The organism is Lysinibacillus sp. FSL K6-3209 (assembly GCF_037976175.1).
GTDB classification, from domain to species: Bacteria; Bacillota; Bacilli; order Bacillales_A; family Planococcaceae; genus Lysinibacillus; species Lysinibacillus sphaericus_D.
Map to the genome: position 1 here is coordinate 3303125 of NZ_CP150264.1, position 23610 is coordinate 3326734.

At 40.0% G+C, this 23610-nt stretch carries 19 protein-coding genes and 1 riboswitch; of the genes, 2 read left to right on the top strand and 17 right to left on the bottom strand.

The features are described 5' to 3' along the window. Positions 1 to 3: 3 nt before the first annotated feature. Together sdhA and MHH88_RS16130 are read right to left on the bottom strand one after the other, a co-directional pair. Positions 4 to 1758 carry a succinate dehydrogenase flavoprotein subunit gene (gene sdhA, locus MHH88_RS16125; protein ID WP_069513662.1) on the bottom strand — a complete coding sequence of 585 codons (1755 nt, stop codon included), beginning with the start codon at positions 1756 to 1758 and terminating at the stop codon, positions 4 to 6. Positions 1759 to 1825: 67 nt separating this feature from the next. Further along, positions 1826 to 2434 carry a succinate dehydrogenase cytochrome b558 subunit gene (locus MHH88_RS16130; protein WP_024363274.1) on the bottom strand — a complete coding sequence of 203 codons (609 nt, stop codon included), beginning with the start codon at positions 2432 to 2434 and terminating at the stop codon, positions 1826 to 1828. Positions 2435 to 2706: 272 nt separating this feature from the next. On the opposite strand from MHH88_RS16130, the gene MHH88_RS16135 reads away from it, so the two are divergent. After that, complete coding sequence (locus tag MHH88_RS16135; RefSeq protein ID WP_103976101.1) at positions 2707 to 3141, top strand: YslB family protein; 435 nt, start codon at positions 2707 to 2709, stop codon at positions 3139 to 3141. Between the two features lie 101 nt (positions 3142 to 3242). Here MHH88_RS16135 and MHH88_RS16140 read toward each other — a convergent pair whose 3' ends face one another. The 13 genes from MHH88_RS16140 to zapA form a co-directional block, all read right to left on the bottom strand. Continuing rightward, on the bottom strand, positions 3243 to 4472 hold the full coding sequence (locus MHH88_RS16140; protein WP_339259383.1) for an aspartate kinase: 1230 nt from the start codon (positions 4470 to 4472) through the stop codon (positions 3243 to 3245). Between the two features lie 103 nt (positions 4473 to 4575). Further along, positions 4576 to 4753, bottom strand: a riboswitch (Lysine riboswitch). Between the two features lie 137 nt (positions 4754 to 4890). Next, a complete protein-coding gene (gene uvrC / locus MHH88_RS16145) occupies positions 4891 to 6681 on the bottom strand; it encodes an excinuclease ABC subunit UvrC (RefSeq protein WP_339259385.1) in 1791 nt (596 codons plus the stop codon). A 156-nt stretch (positions 6682 to 6837) separates the two neighbouring features. Next, the gene (gene trxA, locus MHH88_RS16150; RefSeq protein WP_024363864.1) at positions 6838 to 7149 is read right to left on the bottom strand and encodes a thioredoxin; all 312 of its coding nucleotides are present in this window, start codon (positions 7147 to 7149) and stop codon (positions 6838 to 6840) included. Positions 7150 to 7330: 181 nt separating this feature from the next. Then, positions 7331 to 8308, bottom strand: coding sequence for an electron transfer flavoprotein subunit alpha/FixB family protein (locus MHH88_RS16155; protein WP_069513669.1), 978 nt, complete (start codon positions 8306 to 8308; stop codon positions 7331 to 7333). Positions 8309 to 8359: 51 nt separating this feature from the next. Next, the gene (locus MHH88_RS16160; RefSeq protein ID WP_024363862.1) at positions 8360 to 9133 is read right to left on the bottom strand and encodes an electron transfer flavoprotein subunit beta/FixA family protein; all 774 of its coding nucleotides are present in this window, start codon (positions 9131 to 9133) and stop codon (positions 8360 to 8362) included. 110 nt (positions 9134 to 9243) lie between these two features. After that, complete coding sequence (locus tag MHH88_RS16165) at positions 9244 to 10017, bottom strand: enoyl-CoA hydratase (protein WP_069513670.1); 774 nt, start codon at positions 10015 to 10017, stop codon at positions 9244 to 9246. 14 nt (positions 10018 to 10031) lie between these two features. Further along, positions 10032 to 10613 (bottom strand): TetR/AcrR family transcriptional regulator, encoded by a 582-nt coding sequence (locus MHH88_RS16170; RefSeq protein WP_024363860.1) that lies wholly within the window; start codon positions 10611 to 10613, stop codon positions 10032 to 10034. Positions 10614 to 10849: 236 nt separating this feature from the next. Beyond that, positions 10850 to 12541, bottom strand: a complete 1692-nt coding sequence (locus MHH88_RS16175; protein WP_339259391.1) for an AMP-binding protein — start codon at positions 12539 to 12541, stop codon at positions 10850 to 10852. 455 nt (positions 12542 to 12996) lie between these two features. Next, entirely contained in the window at positions 12997 to 13410 is a 414-nt protein-coding gene (locus tag MHH88_RS16180) for a DUF350 domain-containing protein (RefSeq protein ID WP_010860124.1), read from the bottom strand. Between the two features lie 21 nt (positions 13411 to 13431). Beyond that, positions 13432 to 15798, bottom strand: a complete 2367-nt coding sequence (locus tag MHH88_RS16185) for an endonuclease MutS2 (protein WP_069513675.1) — start codon at positions 15796 to 15798, stop codon at positions 13432 to 13434. Positions 15799 to 15816: 18 nt separating this feature from the next. Beyond that, positions 15817 to 17526 carry a DNA polymerase/3'-5' exonuclease PolX gene (polX, locus tag MHH88_RS16190; protein WP_339259395.1) on the bottom strand — a complete coding sequence of 570 codons (1710 nt, stop codon included), beginning with the start codon at positions 17524 to 17526 and terminating at the stop codon, positions 15817 to 15819. Between the two features lie 259 nt (positions 17527 to 17785). Next, complete coding sequence (locus tag MHH88_RS16195; protein ID WP_069513679.1) at positions 17786 to 18331, bottom strand: CvpA family protein; 546 nt, start codon at positions 18329 to 18331, stop codon at positions 17786 to 17788. A 5-nt stretch (positions 18332 to 18336) separates the two neighbouring features. Beyond that, on the bottom strand, positions 18337 to 18597 hold the full coding sequence (gene zapA / locus MHH88_RS16200) for a cell division protein ZapA (protein WP_024363855.1): 261 nt from the start codon (positions 18595 to 18597) through the stop codon (positions 18337 to 18339). A 135-nt stretch (positions 18598 to 18732) separates the two neighbouring features. Between zapA and rnhC the strand changes: the two genes are divergently transcribed. After that, positions 18733 to 19659, top strand: coding sequence for a ribonuclease HIII (gene rnhC / locus MHH88_RS16205; RefSeq protein WP_339259398.1), 927 nt, complete (start codon positions 18733 to 18735; stop codon positions 19657 to 19659). Positions 19660 to 19953: 294 nt separating this feature from the next. Here the strand turns inward: rnhC and pheT are convergent, their stop codons facing one another. Together pheT and pheS are read right to left on the bottom strand one after the other, a co-directional pair. Further along, the gene (gene pheT / locus MHH88_RS16210) at positions 19954 to 22371 is read right to left on the bottom strand and encodes a phenylalanine--tRNA ligase subunit beta (protein ID WP_339259400.1); all 2418 of its coding nucleotides are present in this window, start codon (positions 22369 to 22371) and stop codon (positions 19954 to 19956) included. 12 nt (positions 22372 to 22383) lie between these two features. Continuing rightward, the gene (gene pheS / locus MHH88_RS16215; protein WP_339259402.1) at positions 22384 to 23421 is read right to left on the bottom strand and encodes a phenylalanine--tRNA ligase subunit alpha; all 1038 of its coding nucleotides are present in this window, start codon (positions 23419 to 23421) and stop codon (positions 22384 to 22386) included. Positions 23422 to 23610: the final 189 nt, after the last annotated feature.

Below are 23610 nucleotides of genomic sequence, written 5' to 3' on the forward strand. Positions count from 1 at the left end.
TTCTTAGTCTCCTTTCGCAGAGTAGTCACGTTTACGTGGTGGGATTAATGAAACGTCTACTTCTTGATATGTGATAACTGGCTCGCCCGTAGCTGGGTCGAATTTCGCCATCGTTGTTTTTAAGAAGTTTTCATCATCACGTTGCGGGAAGTCTGGTTTATAGTGCGCACCACGAGATTCATTACGAAGTAAAGCGCCTTTTGTCATTACTTTCGCTAGGTAAAGCATGTTTTTCAACTGACGTGTAAAGTGAGCACCTTGGTTACTCCATTTTTGAGTATCGTTGATGTTAATGTTTTCCCAACGTTTTTGGAATTCACCAAGTTTTTTATATGTTTCTTCAAGTTGGTCGTTATAACGTACAACTGTCATTGTAGCAGTCATTAACTCACCAAGCTCTTTGTGAAGAAGGTAAGCGTTTTCTGTGCCGTCCATTTTCATGATAGCATCCCACTTAGCTTGTTCTTCTTTAACACGTACATCGTAAATATCTTGCGATAAATCTTCAGCATGCTTTTTAAGATGTTTAACGTAATCTACTGCATTTGGACCAGCAACCATACCGCCATAAATTGCAGATAATAATGAGTTAGCACCAAGACGGTTTGCACCATGTTGAGAGTAATCACATTCACCCGCTGCGAATAGACCAGGAATTTCAGTCATTTGGTTGTAGTCAACCCATAATCCACCCATAGAGTAGTGAACTGCAGGGAAAATTTTCATTGGTAATTTACGTGGGTCATCACCTACGAATTTTTCGTAGATTTCAATGATACCACCAAGTTTTACATCTAATTCATGTGGATCTTTATGAGAAAGATCTAGGTATACCATGTTTTCGCCGTTGATACCAAGTTTTTGGTTTACACAAACGTCGAAAATTTCACGTGTTGCGATATCACGTGGTACTAAGTTACCATATGCAGGGTATTTTTCTTCTAAGAAGTACCAAGGTTTACCGTCTTTATATGTCCAAATACGGCCACCTTCACCACGAGCAGATTCTGACATTAGACGGTTTTTGTCGTCCCCAGGAATCGCTGTTGGGTGAATTTGAATGAACTCACCATTCGCGTATGAAGCACCTTGTTGGTATACGATAGAAGCAGCAGAACCTGTGTTAATAACAGAGTTTGTTGTTTTACCGAAGATAATACCAGGGCCACCAGTCGCCATAATAACAGCGTCTGCACGGAATGATTGAATTTCTTCTGTACGCATGTTTTGAGCTACGATACCACGGCAAACGCCGTCATCATCGATAACAACACCAAGGAATTCCCAGTGTTCATATTTGTTAACTAAACCAGCTACTTCGTGAGAACGAACTTGCTCGTCCAGCGCGTATAGTAATTGCTGACCAGTTGTAGCACCTGAGAATGCTGTACGGTGCATTAACGTACCACCGAAACGGCGGAAATCAAGTAAACCTTCTGGTGTACGGTTGAACATTACACCCATACGGTCCATTAAGTGAATAATACCAGGGGCAGCATCACACATACCTTTAACTGGTGGTTGGTTCGCTAAGAAATCCCCACCATATACTGTATCATCAAAGTGAATCCAAGGAGAATCCCCTTCACCTTTTGTATTTACGGCACCATTAATTCCGCCTTGCGCACATACAGAGTGTGAGCGTTTTACAGGAACTAATGAGAATAAATCAACTTCAGTACCAACTTCAGCTGCTTTAATCGTTGCCATCAGACCAGCTAAACCGCCACCGACAACAATTATTTTGCTTTTCGCCATGATTATTTCTCACTCCTCTTAAAAAATTGCAATGATTGCATGTACTCTTATAGTAGCTTCTATTGAATTATACGAAAGCTAAAATAGCAGCCACACCAACTACACTTAGAATTACGAAAAGAACGTTTGTTACATAAGTAGCAATCTTTTGAGACTGTGGTGATTGTGTAATACCCCAGCTTACTAAGAATGACCACAAACCATTTGTTAAGTGGAAAGTTGCTGATAAAATACCAACAATGTAGAATCCAAGCATAAATGGATTTGCAACGATATTTGCCATCATGTCGTAATCAACGTGTGTACCAAGCGCTTTTTGAATACGAGTTTGGAAAATATGCCATGCAATGAAAATTACTAAAAATACACCTGTGAAGCGTTGTAATGAGAACATCCAGTTACGGTATGTGCTGAAACGCCCTGTATTTGGTGTAGCTGTGAATGCAATGAACACACCATAAAATGCGTGGAACATTAATGGAATGTAGATGACAATCCACTCAACTAGGATAAGAAATGGAATTTTTTCCATTACTGCGGTAGCATCATTGTAACTTTCTGCTCCGCCTGTTGCTGTAAAGTTAATGAATAGGTGCATCGTTAAAAACAGACCTACTGGAATGATCCCAAGTAGAGAATGTAAGCGACGCCATAAAAACTCTCGATCTTTCGACAAGACTGTTACCCCCCTTAGTACTTAAAATAGCACAACAAAAGAAGTCATCATTTTGTAAATGATACTCCATTGACTGTGTATTTCATCATGGTACAATATTATGACATGTTTATTGTACTCTCAAGAGCTACGAGCGTCAAGGTAACATAGAGTTTTTGCTAGACCTTATTAAAGAAGTAATCTAGTACATAACGTGTCGTTTCTTCTCGAAAAATCTATCATTACTTTATTGGTGCTAAATTATAAGAAAATTCTAAGAAAGAAGGATTTCTATGTTAAATAATCCATCTAATACTATCTCATCATTTGGATATGAGTTAATTCGTGATCATGTCCTATCTTCAATACTCGGTAAACATGAGGATGACGTACTATATTGGGCTGGCAAGGAGCTTGCGCGGAAGTTTCCTTGTAAAAGTCAAGATGAACTTATCGCATTTTTCGCAGATGCGTGCTGGGGTACTCTAGTATTGACAAAGGAGTCTAAAGATGGACGTATTTTCCATTTAGTGAATGAACCAACCCTTTTACAAATTCAAAATCGTAGCTTTAGACTTGAAGCAGGCTTTATTGCTGAACAAATTCAGCAAGTAAAAGGTTACTTGACTGAATGTTATGATGAGAAGCGTGAAAAACAACAGCTTGTCACGTTTACAGTCAAATGGGATGTTAAAGAACGCATTATGAATACAATAACAAATGAATAAAAGTCTAAAGGATTTTTTTGGTAGAAAAGCAAACCTTATGCGTGTAGACAAAAGGCAACAAGATGTTACTCTTGATGCCTTTTATCATTTTTATATAGTAGTTACTGTTTGTGAATCTCTTCTTCTAAATTAAACTCCTCGTGTAATGCATTGGCAGCACGAATCATTTCGTCTTGCGGTACAACAACAGAGACTTTAATTTCCGACGTACTCACCATTTTTACTGGAATATCCTCTCGACGTAAGCGATCAAACATTCTGGCAGCTACTCCAGGATTCGATGCCATCCCAGATCCAATAATCGAAACTTTCGCTAAGCCAATCTCAAAATCAGCAAAGCTAAAACCAAGCGACAATTTACTATTTTCTAACACACGTAAAGCTTCAGCGAATTCCTCTTTTAAAATGGTAAAGGATACAGATGGTTTCACACCTTCAATAATAGCTTGAACAATAATATCAACATTAATGCGGTTTTCTGCCAGTATCGCAAACATATCTGCTAACGATGCAGTAGAATATGTATCATAGCCGATTGTTAAACGAATAATATCTGCTTCGAAAGCAACACCACGTACAATTAAATTTTTCTCCATTTCAACTTCCTCCTTCAATAAAGTACCGACTGTATCCACTACACTTGAACGAATAATTACTGGTATTTGGAATTTTTTTGCCAACTCCACTGCACGTGGATGTAGAATATGTGACCCTAAATGCGAAAGTTCCAACATTTCATCATAGGAAATCTCCTGTAACTTTCTCGCTTTTTCAATATGACTTGGATCAGCTGTATAGACACCATCGACATTTGTATAAATCTCAACACGCTCCGCATCTAATGCTGCTGCAATGGCTACTGCTGTCGTTTCCGCTCCACCCTTACCAAGTGTTGTAATATTGTTGGCAGCATTTATCCCTTGTTCCCCAGCAACGACAACAATTTGTCCTTGCGTCATATGCCCTTGCATGCGACGAACATTGATTTGATCAATACGTGCATTAAAATGTTTTGCATCTGTCTGCACACCAGCTTGCCAGCCAGTTAATGACACTGCATCATAACCGGCCTCTTGCAAAGCGATTGCAAATAGTGCACTTGATAGTTGTGAGCTCGTCGATAACAGTACATCCATCTCACGTTTAGAGGCATCATCTGATAATGCACGTACCATTTTCGTTAAGTCTTTAGCTGTACGGCCCATCGCTGCTGTCACTACTACTACATCATAGCCACGCTCTTTTTTTGCCATTGCAATTTTAGCGACCTCCTGAATCCGCTCTGTTGAGGCGATTGCAGGTCCACCAAATTTCAATATAATACTTGCCATTTTTATCATTCTCCTTTTTTAGATTCGTTTCTAGAACAGCAAAAAGGCAGCCCTCACATAACGTGAAAGCTGCCTGCAACATGTACAATAAAATAGCTTGCGCATGTGTGATAGCTCTCCGAAACGTCAAGATTCGACAGTCCTACATCTGTTAAATGCAAAACCAGCAAAGTATCGGAACAACGATACTTCACTTCGGCAAGCTCCCCTTTCACACATCATCACTGGATTTGTCCATCCTTCGATGTGCTACTATTGAACCTTGCACCTCTATCATCACTTAAAATAGTGAAATGTAATTTTTTCCCTTTACGAAAATACTGCGTTATTATGCTTTACTGCACAATCGTTCATACAAGGATCGTTAGAACATAATGGTATTACCATTGCCATGTTCTATTCCAACATTAGCATATGTCTAATCCTTTGACAACGTCTGCTGCTGAAAATAAGTGTAAATAATGTTCGCTAAGTTTGCAGGCATTCCTGCTTCTTGAAGGGCAAGCTCACTCGCCTCACGAATCTTTTTAACTGAGCCAAAATGCTTCAATAGCTGTTGCTTTCGTTTCGGTCCAACACCTTCAATGCCATCGAGTACAGATTGAATAGCATTTTTTTCATGCTGTTGACGTAGGAATGTAATAGCAAAACGGTGCACTTCATCCTGAATACGTTGAAGTAAATAAAAGCCATCACTCGTTCGTTTTAATGCGATAACATCAGGCGGATCTCCGAATAAGAGTTGAGATGTATTATGCTTATCATCTTTTGCTAAACCAGCGATTGGAATAACAAGACCAAGTTCATCTTCCAACACTTCTCGTGCCACTTCCATCTGTCCTTTACCGCCATCTATTAGCACTAAATCGGGCAATGGCAAGCCTTCTTTTAATACCCTCGTGTAACGGCGTCGTATCACTTCCTGCATTGCCCCGTAATCGTCATGTTTTGCGGCTGTTCGTGTTTTGTATTTACGATATTCTTTCTTTGCTGGTTTACCATCAATAAAAACAACCATTGCTGATACTGCATCCGTACCATGCATATGACTATTATCGAATGCTTCAATGCGCAGTGGTGCTGAAATGCCCATTGCTTCGCCTAGTGCTTCGCATGCGCCAATTGTCCGTTCTTCTTGTCGTTCAATCAATTGGAATTTAGCTGCCACAGCAATTTCCGCATTTTTCATAGCCAAATCAACTAGCTCTTTCTTTTGCCCTCGCTTGGGTGTCAGTACTTTAACCCCTAATAATTCGGTTAAAATTGCCGCATCAATAGCCTGTGGAATGAAAATTTCTTTCGGTTTAATATGCTCTAGCTTTTCATAAAAGCGTCCGACAAACGTTAAAAATTCTTCCTCCACGTCCTGATAAATTGGGAAAATGGAGACATCCCTTTCAATTAACTTGCCTTGACGAACGAAAAACACTTGCACACACATCCAACCTTTTTCAACTGCATAACCAAAGACATCACGGTTGGTCGTATCACTAGACACGATTTTTTGTTTTTGCATAACCGTCTCAATATGTGCAATTTGATCGCGGAACTCCTTCGCGCGCTCAAATTCTAGTTGCTCTGCAGCAACTAGCATCTTGTCCTCCAGTTCTTTTTTTACTGTCTCAACACCGCCATTTAAGAACTTCGTCATATCTTCAATCATATCGTGATAGATGTGAGCATCGATATCCTTTACACATGGAGCTAAACACTGTCCCATATGATAGTACAAGCAAACCTTGGCTGGTAATTGCACACATTTTCGCAGTGGATATAGTCTATCCAGCAGTTTTTTCGTCTCACTTGCTGCATAAGCATTTGGATAAGGACCAAAATATTTCGCCTTATCTTTTTTTACTTTACGTGTTGTAATAAGTCGTGGATATTTCTCGTTCGTAATTTTCAAATACGGATACGTTTTATCATCCGTAAGCATGATATTGTATTTAGGATCGTGTAGCTTTATAAGGTTCAACTCTAAAATAAGTGCCTCCAAATTTGATGAAGTCACAATATACTCAAAATCTTCAATTTCGCCAACAAGGCGTTGTGTTTTGCCTTCGTGTGTTCCTGTAAAATAGGAGCGCACTCGATTTTTTAGCACCTTTGCCTTACCTACATAAATAATTGTCCCTTGTCGATCTTTCATCAAATAGCAGCCAGGCTGATCTGGTAAAATATCAAGCTTTCGTTTAATTAAATCATTCATCGCCTACCTGCCCCCTTTTTTTGATGCTAAATAAAAGCGCCATTTGCGATGCCTAAACGGATATCAAATATCAACATTTAACGGTTGCTTCTCTTTTATTATATAACGAAAAAAAGCCGAGCACATCTAAAGATGGCTCAGCTCTTTTTTTACGAATTAAGCATGTTTTGCGATGAAAGCTTCTAATGCTTCTTTTGGTTGGAAACCAACAGTTTTGTCTACTAATTCACCATTTTTGAATAAAAGCAGTGAAGGAATAGACATGATTTGGTATTGTGCAGCAGTACCTTGGTTGTTATCTACGTCAACTTTGACGATTTTAGCAGCACTACCCGCAGCATCCATTTCTTCAAGAACTGGTCCAATCATTTTACATGGTCCACACCAAGCAGCCCAAAAGTCGACTAATACTAAGCCTTCTTTAATATCATCTTGGAACGTCGCATCTGTTGCATGTACAATTGCCATTTGAAATCCTCCTTAAACTTACTATGTTTGTAGTATAGCATGGTTAATTTATGTTGAGCGAACAATCTGCCTGCAATGTCTAATTTAGGCTTTACATACAATCGGCATCCTGTTCCCCTATTTCACTATTCCCCATTTTTTCTTCTCTCAAGCATTAAAAAAGCTAGGGAAGACCCCTAGCTTATGCGTTCACTTTTAACGCTTTAAATTCTTCAATTAGCAATGGAATCACTTCGAATAAATCTCCTACGATACCGTAGTCTGCTACTTTAAAGATATTTGCCTCAGGATCTTTATTAATCGCTACAATGACTTTTGAGTTTGACATACCCGCTAAATGTTGGATAGCCCCAGAAATACCTGCTGCGATATAAAGGTCTGGTGTCACAACCTTACCCGTTTGACCGATTTGTAATGAATAATCACAATACTCAGCATCGCATGCTCCACGAGATGCACCAACTGCACCACCAAGTAAATCTGCTAATTCTTTTAGCGGTTCGAAGCCTTCCTCTGATTTAACACCACGACCACCTGCTACTACCACTTTGGCTTCTGAAAGATCTACGCCTTCTGAAGATTTACGTACAACCTCTTTAATGATGGAACGTAAGTTTGTAATATCAACCGTAATAGACGATACATCACCTGTTTTACCTGGCGCTTTTTCTAAAGGTGCAATATTGTTTGGACGGATAGAAGCTAACACTACGCCATCTTTTACTTTTACCTTTTCAAAAGCCTTACCAGAATAAATTGGACGGATAAAGACTACATCGTCACCGGCACCTTCAATCGAAGTGACGTCAGAAACAAGTCCTGCTTGTAATTTACTCGCAATTTTAGGCGATAAATCTTTACCGTTAGCTGTATGACCAAATACGATGCCTGTTGGATTTTCTTGCTCGATAACAGCTAATAAAGCTTGTCCATAGCCATCTGATGTATATTGTTTTAAATGTGGATGCTCCACTGTCACAACACGATCTGCCCCATGCTCGAATAATGCACTTGCTAACCCTGCAACCGCATCCCCTAAAAGTACGCCTACAACTTCGCCGCCATCAGCGATTTGTTTTGCTGCTGCAATTGCCTCGAAAGATACATTACGTAAGCTTCCTTCACGAACTTCACCTAATACTAATACTTTTTTTGACATAGTATATTCCCTCCGTTACCCTTTAAGATTCGATTTGCGTTAACAAATGACTTAAACTACTTTCGCTTCTGAATGAAGTAGGTTGACTAGCTCTTTTGCTTGAGCAGATAGCTCGCCTTCTAAAATACGACCTGCTGCTTTTTGAGCTGGCAAGTAAATGTCGACTGTTTCTACTTTTACCTCAACATCATCTTCATCGATATCTAAATCATCTAATTCAAGCTCTGCAAGCGGTTTCTTCTTCGCCTTCATGATGCCTGGTAAAGATGGGTAACGTGGCTCATTTAAACCTTGTTGAGCAGTTACTAAAAGTGGTAAAGATGTTTCAATTACTTCTGAATCTCCTTCGATATCGCGCACGATTTTTGCAGATGTGCCATCGATTTCAAGGTTTGTAATTGTTGTTACATAGTTAATGCCTAATAAATCAGCAACGCGTGGACCTACTTGACCAGAACCGCCGTCAATTGCCACATTGCCTGTTAAAATTAAGTCCGCCTCTTTATCTTTTAAGTACTCAGCTAAAATATAAGCAGCTGCATTTTGATCTAATTCATCTAGATCATCTTCTGTATTAATAAGAACCGCTTCGTCAGCACCCATGGCTAACGCTGTACGTAATTGTTTCTCTGCGTCTTCGCCACCAATTGTGACAACTGTTACTTTACCACCAGCTGCGTCACGAACTTGGATTGCTTCCTCAATTGCATATTCATCATAAGGATTAATAATGAATTCAGCGCCGTCCTCTTGGATTTTACCACCTGACACAACGATTTTTTCTTCTGTATCAAACGTACGTTTAATTAATGCAAAAATATTCATATATTCATACCCCCTGCAACGTTTTTTAATTTCCAAGTAAACTTGTAAATATTATATATTTTCAACGTAGATGAACTCCCCTTTCAGTCGTTACCTACACTGATGGAAAACTATTTGCCAGTAAACACAGGCTCGCGTTTTTCAATAAATGCTTGAATACCTTCTTTAGCATCTGCTGATACAAAGACCGTACCAAAGGATTTAGCTTCTGCTTCAATACCTTCATAGAATGAAGCCGGCTTCGCATATTGCAATGCTTGAATTGCTTCTTTCAAAGCGATCGGGCTCTTCTTAGCGACTTTTTTAGCAATCTTTAGCGTTTCCTCAAGTAATGATTCATCGGTAAATGCACGGTTCGCTAAGCCCCATTGCACAGCTTCTGCTCCTGAAATAGGTTCGCTTGTAAACATCATCTCCGCTGCTTTCGCTACGCCAACATAACGTGGTAAACGTTGTGTGCCACCAAAGCCTGGAATAAGACCTAGTTGTAATTCAGGCAACCCTAATTTCGCAGATTCCGTTACAAAGCGCATATGGCAACTCATTGCTAGTTCGAGACCACCGCCAAGTGCCGCACCGTGAATCGCTGCAATAACAGGTTTTGAGAACGTTTCAACACGTTCAAATACTTGTTGCCCATTGCCTGCAAGCTTTGTGAATTCATCTCCAGACTCAACTTCTGTAAATTCCTTAATGTCTGCACCCGCTGAGAAGAAACGGCCTTCACCATGAAGTACAAGGACACGTACAGCGTCATCGTTTTCTACGGCATCTAGCACAGCATCTACTTCTGCAATGATTCCACGAGATAATGCGTTTGCTGGAGGACGTGCAATCGTAATAATTGCTACTCCATCTTCTACTTTCCAACTTAGAAATTCCATTTCTCCACATCCTTTTAAGCTTTAATGCCGTTCAGGATTAATGCCTGAACTTTCGGAACCTGTTCTATCAAATCATATCGATAGTCATTCATCACCCACGATGTAATCGTTTCGTCAATTGTGCCAAATACCATTTGACGTGCCAAACGTACATCCATCGTTTGATTGAACTCACCAGTAACCATACCTTCAATTAGAATCTGATCAAGCAATTGCAAGTAATCTCTTAATACTGCATTGATCTTTTGGCGTAAATCTTTATTTGATTGACGAAGTTCTAATTGAGTCACAGTCGCTAATGATCGATCTGTAGCTAGAACATTAAAATGATTTTCAATCATGCGTGAAAGTTTGTCTTTCGACGTGCTTCCATTTTCTATTATATCTTGTAATGACTCTACAAAAACAGCCATTTTTTCATTAAAGACAGAAATTAATATATCTTCTTTATTTTTAAAATATAAATAGATCGTTCCGTCAGCCACCCCAGCTTGTTTTGCGATCTTCGATACTTGCGCTTGGTGATACCCATTTTCTGCAATAACGAAGACAGCTGCATCAATAATTTGCTTATATTTTGGCTTATCTCGTTTCATCTTTATATCACCACCTAAAAAACATACGCACGCCCATTTCCATCTGTGGCACTTTGCTTATTTGCCAATCAGTACTAATAAGTGCTGAAGTTCCCGATACAAAAATTTGAGCGGTACATCCTAGCTAAATACGGCGTGGTCAATAGAAACAAAAAAATATGAAAATATGAATGGTTATTCATTCATATTTTCATATTATATTTTACACTCGCGCTTGTCAATACTTTCACACGTAGTTATTTTGCTTCTTTATTCGCTAATTTTGTTTTTTCTTCATCCACTAAGGAACGACGCAAAATTTTTCCAACAGCTGTTTTTGGTAGTTCATCTCGGAATTCATAAATGCGTGGCACTTTAAAAGCAGCCAAGTGCTGACGACAGTATTTATTTAATTCGTCTTCAGTAATCGAATATCCTTCTTTTAATACAATATATGCTTTTACTGTTTCTCCTCGATACGGATCAGGAATACCTGCTACAACGCATTCTTGAATTTCTTCCCGTTCATACAAAACTTCTTCGACTTCACGAGGATAAATATTAAAGCCACCCGCAATAATTAAATCCTTTTTCCTGTCCACCACATAGAAGTAACCTTTCTCATCCATATAGCCAAGGTCTCCTGTTAAAAACCAGCCATCTGCAAAAGTTGCAGCCGTATCTTCTGGACGATTCCAATAGCCCTTCATAACCTGTGGACCTTTGACAGCAATTTCACCTACTTCACCGACAGCAAGTTGTTCAGTATCCCCCGTACGTAAAATGACTGAATCGGTATTCGGCCACGGTAAACCTACTGAACCGATAACCCGGTTACCCCAAATGGGTGTTGCGTGCGTTACGGGAGAGGTTTCAGTTAACCCATAACCTTCCACAAGCTTCCCACCTGTTACAGCCTCAAATTGTTCCTGTACTTCTACAGGCAGTGAAGCGGAACCACTTAAACATGCTTTAATAGACGATAAATCATACTTCGCAATATCTGGATGATTTAATAAACCAATATATAATGTCGGTGCACCAGGGAACAATGTTGGCTTTTGCTTATCAATTGTTTTTAAAGCTGTTTCAGCATCAAACTTCGGCAACAATACCATTCTATTTTGGGTAAAAACAGATAGTAGCATCACAGTTGTCATACCATAGACGTGGAAGAATGGCAGAATACCCATAATTGTTTCTTCGCCATGTACGCATTTATACATCCAGGCATCACACATTGTCGTATTGGCAATTAAGTTTTTATGCGTTAACATAACGCCTTTCGGGTACCCTGTCGTCCCTCCTGTATATTGAAGCAATGCAAGGTCTTCTTCGAAATCAAATGGCAGTTCAATCATTTTTACAGGTGAAGACTTCATGATTTCTGTAAATAAATGATTTTGTCCACTATGCTCTACTTTCACACTAAAACCGTACTGCTTTTTTTGAATGAATGGATACACTAAATTTTTTGGAAATGGTAAGTAATCTTTAATTGCTGTTACAATGACATTTTCAAGGTCTGTTTCTTTCATGATTTTCATAACACGTGGATACAAGATATCCATTACTAAAATTACCTTCGCACCAGCGTCCGCCATTTGGTACTGCAATTCTCGTTCAGTGTAAAGTGGATTTGTCTGTACTACGACTGCGCCGGCATACATTGCCCCATAGTAAGCGATTACACTTTGTGGCGTGTTTGGTAGCATAATCGCTACACGATCTCCTTTTTCCACGCCAAGTGCTTGTAAGTAGTTTGCAAACTTAAGTGCAGATTCATATAACTCGGTATACGTCAAATCTTTACCCATGAAATGAATTGCCACTTTCGATGGCTTCTTTTTATAGGCACGCGTTAAAAACTCTTGCACAGGAATTTCCTCAAACGTTAAAGACGGTGGTACTTCTTCAGGATAATTTGCTAGCCATGGTTTTGCTGTCATACGTCCTCTCCCCTTTGTCCCAAACTTTGTAAATTCTTATTTTAATTATAATGAAAAAGGAATGTACTTTCAAACGTAAAATAGAAAATAAATGCATTTTCGATTAATTATTATGCATTTAACAACATTTATATTACTACCCCTTAATATCTTCTCCGTTGATATCATTATGAATACTCATTCATTGTTTTGCTTTTTATGCAACTGATTGCCATTATATTTCTATATTAGAAAAATTTTTAAAAAAGCAATTTCCATCAACGTGCGATTGGTTTTGTGGCGATTCCTACAGATTTCTAAACAAAAAAAACTGTAGACAAACTTGAAATTCAAGTTTACCTACAGTTAAATCCCTCGTCTCATTATACGGTCAACATATAGTAGACGCCGACTGCCAAAAATGCGATACAGACTACGATTAGAACTTTCGCTAATTTTTCCATCCTATAACACTCCTATGCAATACTTGCCCCAATAACAAACGATAAACCGACTGAAATCGTAAAGGAAATAAAGCCAACTGAGCGATTGTCGTTAGCAATTTCTTGATCTACGTTAAAACGAGGGGTCATAAATTCAAATAAGAAATATGCAACAATTAGCAACGTGAAGCCAAATAGTCCCCAACCAATCATTTCACTCAGCGTGCTATGGCGAGCAATTGAATATCGAAAAATATTACAAATACCTAATATTTTACCTCCCGTTGCAAGCGCCACAGCTACATTACCATTTTTTATTTCTTCCCAGTTTTTATATTTCGTAACGACTTCGAACAATGCCATCGAGACGACTAAACATAACACAACAACACTAAAATATCCTGCCGTTTCGATAATTGGATATCGCCAAAAGCTAGAATTTAGCATTTTCTCCGTCCCCTTTACAGCTTATTTCAATTCCACAACAGTGACGCCAAATCCACCTTCGCCTGCTTCTCCAAAACGGAAGGATTTCACCCGTTTATGTTTTTTCAGGTAACTTTGAATGCCCTGACGTAATGCTCCTGTTCCAACACCGTGGATAATCGACACTCGACCATAGTTTGCAAGTAGCGCATCATCTATATATTTTTCAGTGCGAATTAAGGCATCCTCATAGCGCTCCCCACGTAAATCTAATTCTAATTTAACATGGCTATCTCGATTTTTCACACCAGCAACACGTTGTATAGGTGCTTTCTCTGGTTTAATGTATTCAAGATCGGTATCGGCAATTTTCATTTTTAAAATGCCCATTTGTACAACCCATTCAACATCAGACACTTTTTCAAGCAACGTACCTCGTTGACCATAGCTTAACACCTTTACCTCATCACCGACAACCAAGTTTTGTGCTCGCGCCTTGACTTGTGCTGCTTTTTTCAATACTTTGTTATGCTCAAGTGGTGTCGCTTCTTCCAATCGTTTCCGCGCCTCAATCAGCTCGTGTTCTTTCACTACTTGATCGGCATTTTTACGCATTTCTCGAAGCTCTGAAATAATCGTTTCAGCTTCTCGTTTCGCTTCTTCGACAATTTTGCGTGCTTTTTCCTTCGCTTTTTTATCAAGGGCTTCTTTGCGTTCTTCGTAAGCTTGAAGCTTGTCCTGAAGCTCTTTACGTAGTGCTTCGGACTCTAGTAGTAAATCATGGGAACGCTCTGCATCATCCTCTGATTGGCGTCTAGTTGCTTCTAAGGACGCAATCATGGATTCCACCTCATGACGATCCGTTCCTGTAAAGCTTTTAGCACGATCGATAATTGACTCTGGCAAACCGAGACGACTAGAAATTTCAAAAGCATTGGAGCGACCCGGTACACCAATAAGTAAGCGATAAGTCGGACTCAACGTTTCAATATCGAATTCCACACTTGCATTAGCAACACCAGGGCGATTATAGCCGTACGCTTTTAATTCAGGATAGTGCGTCGTTGCCATGACACGAGCGCCACGACCATGCACTTCATCTAAAATAGAAATCGCTAAGGCAGCTCCTTCTTGTGGATCCGTTCCGGCCCCTAATTCATCGAATAACACAAGTGATTCGTGATCAAATTGCTGTAAAATGTCGACAATGTTCACCATATGTGATGAAAATGTTGAAAGCGATTGTTCAATTGATTGCTCATCACCAATATCAGCAAAAAGTTGCTCAAATACCGCTAGCTCTGAACCGTCTAATGCCGGCACCGGTAAGCCTGCTTGTGCCATTAATGTACAAAGGCCTACTGTTTTTAACGTCACGGTTTTACCACCTGTGTTGGGTCCTGTAATTACAATAGCCGTAATATCTTTGCCAAATTCGATGTCATTGGCAACCGCCGTTTCGATAGGTAATAGCGGATGGCGTGCGCGCACAAGACGGATATAACCATCCTTGTTCATTTTAGGCATCGTACATTTATTGGCTTGGCCATATTTACCCTTTGCCAAAATAACGTCAATCTCACCTAATAGTTTTACTAAATTAAATAAATCAGGTGCCACCTCTTCAACCATTGCACTTAACGCAAGCAAAATGCGCTCAATTTCAACTTGCTCTTTCATTTTGAGACGGTGTATTTCGTTATTCGCTTGTACAACTGAATCTGGTTCAATAAATAACGTTTGACCAGACGATGATTGGTCATGCACAATGCCACCATAGTGATAGCGGTATTCTTGTTTAACTGGAATCACATAACGGTCGTTACGAATCGTTACAATTGCATCTGAAAGCATTTTGGCTGCATTACTTCCTCGCGTTAAGCTCTCTAGCTTTGAACGCACTTTAGCCTCTTCTGCTCGTAGAGACTGGCGAATAGAGCGCAACGTTTGACTTGCAGAATCTAAAACAGCACCATTATCATCAATACAGTTATTAATTTCATGCTGTAAACCTGTTAATACAGGCATCATTTCCTTTTTAGCGATAAAATGAGGGATTTCAATAATTTCATCTGACTCTAAATCTTCTAAGAAATTCCGCAGTATACGGCTAGCTCGAATCGTACTAGACACTTCCATTAATTCCATCGCTGAAAGCATGCCTCCGATTTGAGCACGTCTTGCTGCTGGTCGTACATCGAAAATACCACCCATTGGCACATTGCCTTTTACACGTAAAATGGATAGCCCTTCATCCATTTCTTCTAATAATTGAACGACTTTTTCAAAGTCTGTTTGTGGCACAAGTTCATCAATGGCTGATTTGCCGATTGAAGAAGTACAGTATGTAGCCACTTGTTGACGTACCTTATCATATTCTAGTGTTTTCAATGCGCGGTCTGCGATCACTGAGAACACCTCCTCAACCTATTTATTTCGTCGAATGAACGACTCGAACTGTTCGCGCGTCCATGTATTGACAATCATATCTTTTTTCAGCCATGCCCTATTTGCATAGCGCACACCAATATCCATAAAACGTAAATGCGCGATATCATGGGCATCGGTATTAATCGCTACTGGTACACCTGCTGCAACAGCCATTTCTAAATGCTCAACGCATAAATCTAAACGATAGGGATTGGCGTTCAACTCTAAAATTTTACCATATTCCTTTGCCCATTCAATCAACTGCGCGATATTTGGATTATAACCAGCCCGGTCTTCAATAATGCGACCCGTCGGATGAGCAATCATATGTACATACGGATTTTGCATCGCGGTATGTAATCGCGCCATTATTTTATCCTGTGATTGTGTAAAACTCGAATGAATGGAGGCAATCACGAAATCCAATTTCCGCAGTACTTCATCATCAAAATCTAACGAACCATCTGGTAAAATATCCATTTCTGTGCCTGCATATAAATAAAAGTCAGAATGTGTTTCGTTAAAAGCATCAATTTCAGCTCGTTGCTTCACTAAGCGTGCAGGTGTTAAACCATTTGCCACTTTTAAATATTGTGAGTGATCGGTAATAACGCTATATTGATAACCACGGGAAATCAGCGCCTCGCCCATTTCCGCCACAGAGTACGCGCCATCTGACCATGTTGTATGCATATGCAAATCAGCAACAATATCCTCTAGCTTAACTAAATCCTTGACTTCACTTTGCCGGTCAAACTCTGTTGACCCTGTTCGTAAACTAGGCGGGATAAATGGCATATCAAAATGGGCAAAAAATGCCGCTTCGTCTGCAAATGTCAACACAGAACCATCGGCTTGCTCTACACCATACTCACTAATTTTTTCCCCACGTGTTTTGGCAAGTTGGCGCATGCGAACGTTATGCTCTTTTGAGCCTGTAAAATGGTGCAAGGCTGTGGCATACTCAACATCCTTTACTAATCGAAAATCAACACTTACAGCATCATCTAAATCTAAAATAACGGAAATTTTTGTATCTCCGGCTGCCACTACCTCTTGAATAGCGAGTGCACTCAATATTTTTTCTCGTACCGTCTCTACTGCTTCAGTGACAACAATAAAATCAATATCTTTACTTGTTTCAGATGCACGACGGAAACTGCCTGCTACGGAAAAACGCGTCACTTCTTCCATACTACCGAGAAGTGCTTCAATTTGTAAAACGACAGGCTCAAGTTGCCAAATTGGCAAACGTTCTGAACGATTGGCAAAATTAGCAAGTTCCTTTAAAATCTTTTCTTCTGTTTTGGCGGCAAAGCCTGCTAGCTCACGTACTTTACCCGCTTCACATGCAGCTTGTAAGCTTTCAGCAGAGTCTATGCCTAGCTCTTGGTGAAGCTTCGCAATCTTTTTGCCGCCTAAGCCTGGTAACTTCAGTAATGGCAGTAATCCTTTCGGGACAATATCTTGTAATTCTTTAAGCAGACTCGATTCACCTGTCTCGATTAAGTCTTCAATAACAGCAGCGGTGCCTTTACCGATTCCTTTAAGCTTTGTTACATCCTCCATCTCACTAAGCGAGCGCTCGTCACCTTCTAATGCTGCTGCAGCTTTGCGGAATGCGGATACTTTGAACGGATTTTCACCTTGTAACTCCATATATAATGCAATTTTTTCTAATGTACGAATAATTGTTTTTTTGTTCATTTAGAATTCCCCCTATCGTAAAAACACTTCCCTCTAGTCCGAGAGAAGTGCATCATTTACTATTGCCTATTCATTACGGCTTTTGCGCAACTTTGTTTTAGCTTACATTGCGATAGGCAATCAACATTCAACAAATTTTACAATCGGCTTGTGCACAAAACAGCTATGCCCTTAACAGAAATTTCGCCATTTAGCAGATTTCTACGGTCAAATGAGTGAATACTACATTCAATTTTCCATGCGTAGATGCCAAATTGTTTTAGGAAGCATGGAGATAAATATACCACCAATTTTGGAACATCTTTGTAATAATCGGCGTATGTTCCAAAATAAGGCCTGATATAAACGACTTCGACATTAAATTCTGAATGAAATCAATCGGTACTAATGCCATAACATACAATACAATAAACAAAATTAAATAATTTTCAATCATGCCAAGCAGTGCACCAAGCCAGCGATTGACCGTACTTAACACTGGTAAATACGCAATGAAATCAAAGATGGATGCCACTATTTGCAAGGCAATCTTTACTGCAAAGAAAATAACCGCAAACGCAATGACACGATAAAATGTTCGGTCTAAATCTAAGCTGTCAATGACAACTCCAAGGCTTCCCGAATCTGTAACACCTGGATATGGCACCCAAAACACAAATTTCTGTGCTAATGGCTTATAATAAATATACGCAACAATTAGGGCAACAACAAAGCTAACTATATGCATCATTTGTACAATGAAGCCACGTTTTGCCCCCACTAGCAGTCCACCTAATAGAACTACTAATATAATTAAATCTAGCATTTACTTCAACCCTTTAATTTTTTCAATTCTTCTTCTAGTAATTCTATTTGCTCTTTTAAGAGTAAATAATCATGCACCGTATTTACGGCTGTAAGGACGGCAAGCTTTGTGCTATCAAGTGAGGGATTATGTAAATTCATTTCGCGCATACGGTCATCAACAATAGAAGCGACAAGTCGCATATGTCCAATGGATTCGGAGCCGACCATTTTATATGTATGACCATATATTTCCACAGAAATTTTATTCTTTTCTTGATTTTCCATAGTCGCACCCTCCAGTAAAATCTTTTTGCTCACAGTTTTATTCGTTATGAGCAACGTCCATACAAAAAAGCTATATATTATCATACCATGAAAGGTATAAAATTGTGAACAATGAGGATAGAAAGGAACGGTTTAATGTCAAATATTGTACTTTTAATTTCAACAACTGCACAAAAAGAGGTAATGTCCTACTACGCAAATTATTATGTGGAGCGAAAAGCACCTGGTGTTGTGTTCGCCGCAAAACTGCCTGATACAGCCATTACGATGTATAAATCAGGAAAATGTATGTTTCAAGGAGGCGGTGCTGAGCGAGAAGCCGCACGATGGGGAAGCTCTGGGGCATCAGCTACGCAAAAGGCTTCAACTGTTGGTGCAAAAGGAGATACACTTCCAGCAGGTTTTGCCGCCATGTCTGTGTTAGGCTCTGACGAAACAGGAACTGGCGATTATTTCGGACCGATAACAGTGGCAGCCGTTTACGTTCCTTCTTCAAAAATAGAATTGATTAATGAACTTGGCGTGAAAGATTCTAAAATGCTTACGGATGACTATATGCGAAAAATTGCCCCTGATTTACGTGCGGCATGTATTCATAGCGTACTCGTATTGCGCAATGAAAAATATAATGCTTTACAAGCAAAAGGCTATTCACAGGGCAAAATGAAAGCGATGATGCATAATAAGGCACTTGGACATACATTAGCGAAAATGGCGCCCGAAAAACCTGCGCATATTTTAATTGATCAGTTTGCAGAACGCGGGGTATATTATAATTATTTAAAAAATGAGCGTGAAATTGTCCGAGATGGCGTCCTATTTTCAACGAAAGCAGAACAATTACATGTTTCCGTTGCCACCGCTTCCATTTTGGCGCGTGCAGCATTCTTAAAAGAAATGGATCGACTCAGTGAGCTTGCTGGCGTGACGTTACAAAAAGGTGCATCTAGCAAGGTTGATGTCTTAGCAGCCCGTATTTGGCGTGGACAAGGCGAGGAATTTTTACGCTCCATTACGAAATGGCATTTTGCCAACACCGAAAAAGCTCGGAAGTTAAAATAGGTTTATAGGGGTTTCTGCAAGTTGATTTCTGCTTCGGACTGGAAGCTTTCCGCTCAGCCAGTAAGCCGCAACCCTCGCTAAAAGCGCGGAATGCCCGCGTCTTATGTGCTGTGCTGTCCCGCAGGAGTCTCCAGCCCTTCGCTGCAATCAGGTGAATATAATTGCAAAACTATTTTATTTAATGCTCATCAATAATATAAAAAAGACAAAAGGCATCTAGAGCGAACCTCTGGATGCCTTTTGTCAACATTCTGCGCTATCTCCGTATTCGAGACAGCTTATAATTAATGTAAATTAACGTACTTCTGTTCCTTCAATTGTAGCAATGGCTTTCAATACTTTATTATGCGCAGCAACAACTTCTTCATCAGTTAACGTGCGTTCTGGATCGAAGTATGTGAGGGAGAAGGCAACAGATTTTTTACCTGCCTCCATTTTTTCACCTTCATAAACATCGAATACTTTAATATCCTTCAACAGTTTCACTCCTGCCGAACGAATAATCGTTACTACTTCACCCGCTGTTGTTGCGCGATTCATCACAAGTGCGATATCACGAGACATCGCTGGGAAACGAGGCACCGGTTTATAGCCAAGTGGCGCTTCACTTGCATTGGCTTGTAGTAATGCTACTAGATTCATTTCCATCACGTACGTATCTTTTACACCCCATGCTTTTTGCTCCGCAGGATGTAAACCACCGATAATACCCACTTGTTCACCATCTAATAAAATGCTAGCGGTACGACCAGGATGTAAGCCAGCTACTTCTGCTTTCACAAACGTCATGCGCTCTGTTAAACCAAGCTTGCCAATAACACCCTCGATAATACCTTTCAATACGAAGAAATCAACTTCTTTTTTCTCACCTTGCCAAGCATGATCTAACCATTTACCCGTTAACACAGCTGCTACATGCTCTTCCTCAAATGGTAAGCCCTCTGCTGTTTGACCAAGGAAGACAGAACCAACCTCGTATAATGCTACGCTATCCGCTTTACGTGCTACATTATATGCCGCCGCTTCAATTAAATGTGGAATTAAGCTTTGACGAAGTGTTGAACGTTCTTCACTCATTGGCATTAATAAACGTGTTACGGGCTCCGCTTTTAGTGCAAAGCGTTGTGATAACGCCTCAGACGTTAATGAATAAGTAACCGCTTGATAAAGCCCCGCACCTTCCATAAAGTTACGTACAACGCGACGATTTGCTTGATACGCTGTCAGTTGCCCAACTTGGTTGGCACCTTCTGGTAAAGTCATAGGGATTTCATCGTAGCCATATAAACGTGCAATCTCTTCGACAATATCTTCTTCGATTTTAATATCTTGACGACGTGTTGGTGCATCAATGATTAATAAGCCATTTGCTGCTTCTACACCGAATTTCAAACGCTCTAAAATCGAAAGCATATCTTCTAATGAAATTTTCATACCAAGACGTTCGTTAATAAAATCTGGAGAGACTACAACACGTGCTGGTGTTTTATCTAATTCATCTACGATACAAGTGCCTTCTAACACTTCACCGCCAGCTAATTCAGCAAGCAATGCCGCTGCACGTTCAGCTGCAGGCACAACACGGTTAGGGTCAACACCTTTTTCAAAGCGAGCTGATGCATCTGAACGAAGACCTAGATTGCGTGAAGTTTGACGTACTGTTAAGCCATCGAAATAAGCAGATTCAATAACAACGGTCGTTGTAGATGCTGTTACTTCCGAATTGGCTCCACCCATTACGCCTGCAATTGCCACTGGCTCTTTGCCATTCGTAATCACTAAATCAGATGCCTTTAATGTACGCTCTTGGTCATCTAAAGTCGTGATTTTTTCACCTTCTGTTGCTTTACGCACAACGATTTCACCTGTTGCTAAGCTATCATAGTCAAATGCATGAAGTGGTTGACCATATTCCATTAAAATATAGTTTGTCACATCGACTACATTGTTGTGTGGACGTACGCCAGCTGCCATCAAACGGTGCTGTAACCACATTGGTGATTCTGCAATTTTAACGTTTTTTACAACTTTCGCTACGTACATTGGGTTCGCTTGTAAGTCTTCGACACGAAGCTTTAGTAAATCCTCCGCTTTGTCAGAAGATGTGCTATAAGCGATTTCTGGGTACTTTACTTCCTCTGATAGAATAGCACCCACCTCATAAGCTACCCCTAACATCGAAAGCGCATCTGAGCGGTTTGGTGTTAAGCCAAGCTCAAGCACTGTATCACGAAGACCTAAAAGCGCTAGCGCATCAGCGCCCACTTCTGCATCTGCTGGTAACACGTAAATGCCCTCTGCATAAGCTTTCGGTACTACTTTCCCTTCAATACCAAGCTCTTGTAATGAACAAATCATACCGTTCGATTCGTGCCCACGTAGTTTTGCTTTTTTAATTTTAATGCCACCTGGTAAATGTGCACCTGGACGCGCAACAATTACTTTTTGCCCTGCATCCACGTTTGGCGCTCCACAAATAATTTGTTGTGGTGCTTCTTCTCCAACATCTACTTGGCAAATATTTAATTTATCAGCTTCAGGGTGTTTTTCTTTTGATACAACATAGCCGACAACAATTTTATCCATACCGCTTGCACGGTCAATTACTGCGTCTACTTCAATGCCTGAGCGAGTAATTTTTTCTGCTAATTCTTCAGGCGCTAAGCCTTGTGTACTTACATAATCTTTTAACCATTCTAATGATACTAACATTTATAGTCCCCCTTACGCCTCTGTTCGCTCGAATTGTGATAAGAAACGTGTGTCACTTGTATAGAAATGACGAATATCGTCGACGCCATATTTCAACATAGCGATACGTTCTGCTCCAATACCAAATGCGAAACCAGAAACTTTCTTCGGATCATAACCAGCCATTCCAAGTACATTTGGGTGTACCATACCTGCACCTAAAATCTCAATCCAGCCTGTGCCTTTACATACGTTACAACCTGCACCACCGCATTTGAAGCAAGAAATGTCCATTTCAACAGACGGCTCTGTGAATGGGAAGAAACTTGGGCGCAGACGAATCTCACGGTCAGCACCGAACATTTTTTTCGCTAGTGTATCTAATGTCCCTTTCAGATCACTCATACGAATATTTTCACCAATAACTAAACCTTCAATTTGCATGAATTGGTGAGAGTGTGTTGCATCATCATTATCACGACGGAATACTTTCCCTGGACAAATAATACGAATCGATTCGCCTTTTTTCGCTTCCATTGTACGTGCCTGAACTGGAGACGTATGTGTACGTAATAATATTTCCTCGGAAATATAGAATGAATCCTGCATATCACGTGCAGGGTGACCTTTTGGTAAGTTTAACGCTTCAAAGTTATAGTAATCCTTTTCCACTTCTGGACCTTCCGCAATTTCATAACCCATGCCGACAAATAAATCTTCAATTTCTTCAATAACGCGTGTTAAAGGATGACGGTTACCTACTTTAATAGCACGCCCTGGTAATGTGACATCAATCGACTCACTTGCTAATTTTTCGGCAATTGCTGCTTCTTCTAATACAGTCGCTTTTGTTTCTAACACTGCTGTAACATTTTCACGAACTGTATTAACTAAAGCCCCCATTTTCGGACGTTCTTCAGCCGATAATTTCCCCATTCCTTTTAGTAAGTCTGTGATGGGTCCCTTTTTCCCTAAATAAGCGACACGCACATCATTTAATTCTTTTAGATTTGCTGCTGCTTCAATTTTTGCTAGCGCTTCTTGTTCTAACTGCTTTAATTGCTCTTCCATGTAAAAAACCTCCTTGATCATATAAATGCCCGCTTGCTCAAATGGCATAAAAAAACCTCGCCCCCAAAAAAGGGACGAGGACATATTCGCGGTACCACCCTAGTTATTGCGCGCTTTTAGTGCGCACAATCACTTCATTGCCATAACGACTCGATTGAAGCCGGCTTACCTTTACAGCATCTATTCTTG

What these genes read in the sequence shown, in the direction of transcription:
- sdhA (WP_069513662.1), bottom strand. Translation starts at nt 1,758, where the DNA reads ATGGCGAAAAGCAAAATAATTGTTGTCGGTGGCGGTTTAGCTGGTCTG.
- MHH88_RS16135 (WP_103976101.1), top strand. Translation starts at nt 2,707, where the DNA reads ATGTTAAATAATCCATCTAATACTATCTCATCATTTGGATATGAGTTA.
- MHH88_RS16140 (WP_339259383.1), bottom strand. Translation starts at nt 4,472, where the DNA reads ATGGCAAGTATTATATTGAAATTTGGTGGACCTGCAATCGCCTCAACA.
- uvrC (WP_339259385.1), bottom strand. Translation starts at nt 6,681, where the DNA reads ATGAATGATTTAATTAAACGAAAGCTTGATATTTTACCAGATCAGCCT.
- trxA (WP_024363864.1), bottom strand. Translation starts at nt 7,149, where the DNA reads ATGGCAATTGTACATGCAACAGATGCGACGTTCCAAGATGATATTAAA.
- MHH88_RS16155 (WP_069513669.1), bottom strand. Translation starts at nt 8,308, where the DNA reads ATGTCAAAAAAAGTATTAGTATTAGGTGAAGTTCGTGAAGGAAGCTTA.
- MHH88_RS16160 (WP_024363862.1), bottom strand. Translation starts at nt 9,133, where the DNA reads ATGAATATTTTTGCATTAATTAAACGTACGTTTGATACAGAAGAAAAA.
- MHH88_RS16165 (WP_069513670.1), bottom strand. Translation starts at nt 10,017, where the DNA reads ATGGAATTTCTAAGTTGGAAAGTAGAAGATGGAGTAGCAATTATTACG.
- MHH88_RS16170 (WP_024363860.1), bottom strand. Translation starts at nt 10,613, where the DNA reads ATGAAACGAGATAAGCCAAAATATAAGCAAATTATTGATGCAGCTGTC.
- MHH88_RS16175 (WP_339259391.1), bottom strand. Translation starts at nt 12,541, where the DNA reads ATGACAGCAAAACCATGGCTAGCAAATTATCCTGAAGAAGTACCACCG.
- MHH88_RS16180 (WP_010860124.1), bottom strand. Translation starts at nt 13,410, where the DNA reads ATGCTAAATTCTAGCTTTTGGCGATATCCAATTATCGAAACGGCAGGA.
- polX (WP_339259395.1), bottom strand. Translation starts at nt 17,526, where the DNA reads ATGAACAAAAAAACAATTATTCGTACATTAGAAAAAATTGCATTATAT.
- MHH88_RS16195 (WP_069513679.1), bottom strand. Translation starts at nt 18,331, where the DNA reads ATGCTAGATTTAATTATATTAGTAGTTCTATTAGGTGGACTGCTAGTG.
- zapA (WP_024363855.1), bottom strand. Translation starts at nt 18,597, where the DNA reads ATGGAAAATCAAGAAAAGAATAAAATTTCTGTGGAAATATATGGTCAT.
- rnhC (WP_339259398.1), top strand. Translation starts at nt 18,733, where the DNA reads ATGTCAAATATTGTACTTTTAATTTCAACAACTGCACAAAAAGAGGTA.
- pheT (WP_339259400.1), bottom strand. Translation starts at nt 22,371, where the DNA reads ATGTTAGTATCATTAGAATGGTTAAAAGATTATGTAAGTACACAAGGC.
- pheS (WP_339259402.1), bottom strand. Translation starts at nt 23,421, where the DNA reads ATGGAAGAGCAATTAAAGCAGTTAGAACAAGAAGCGCTAGCAAAAATT.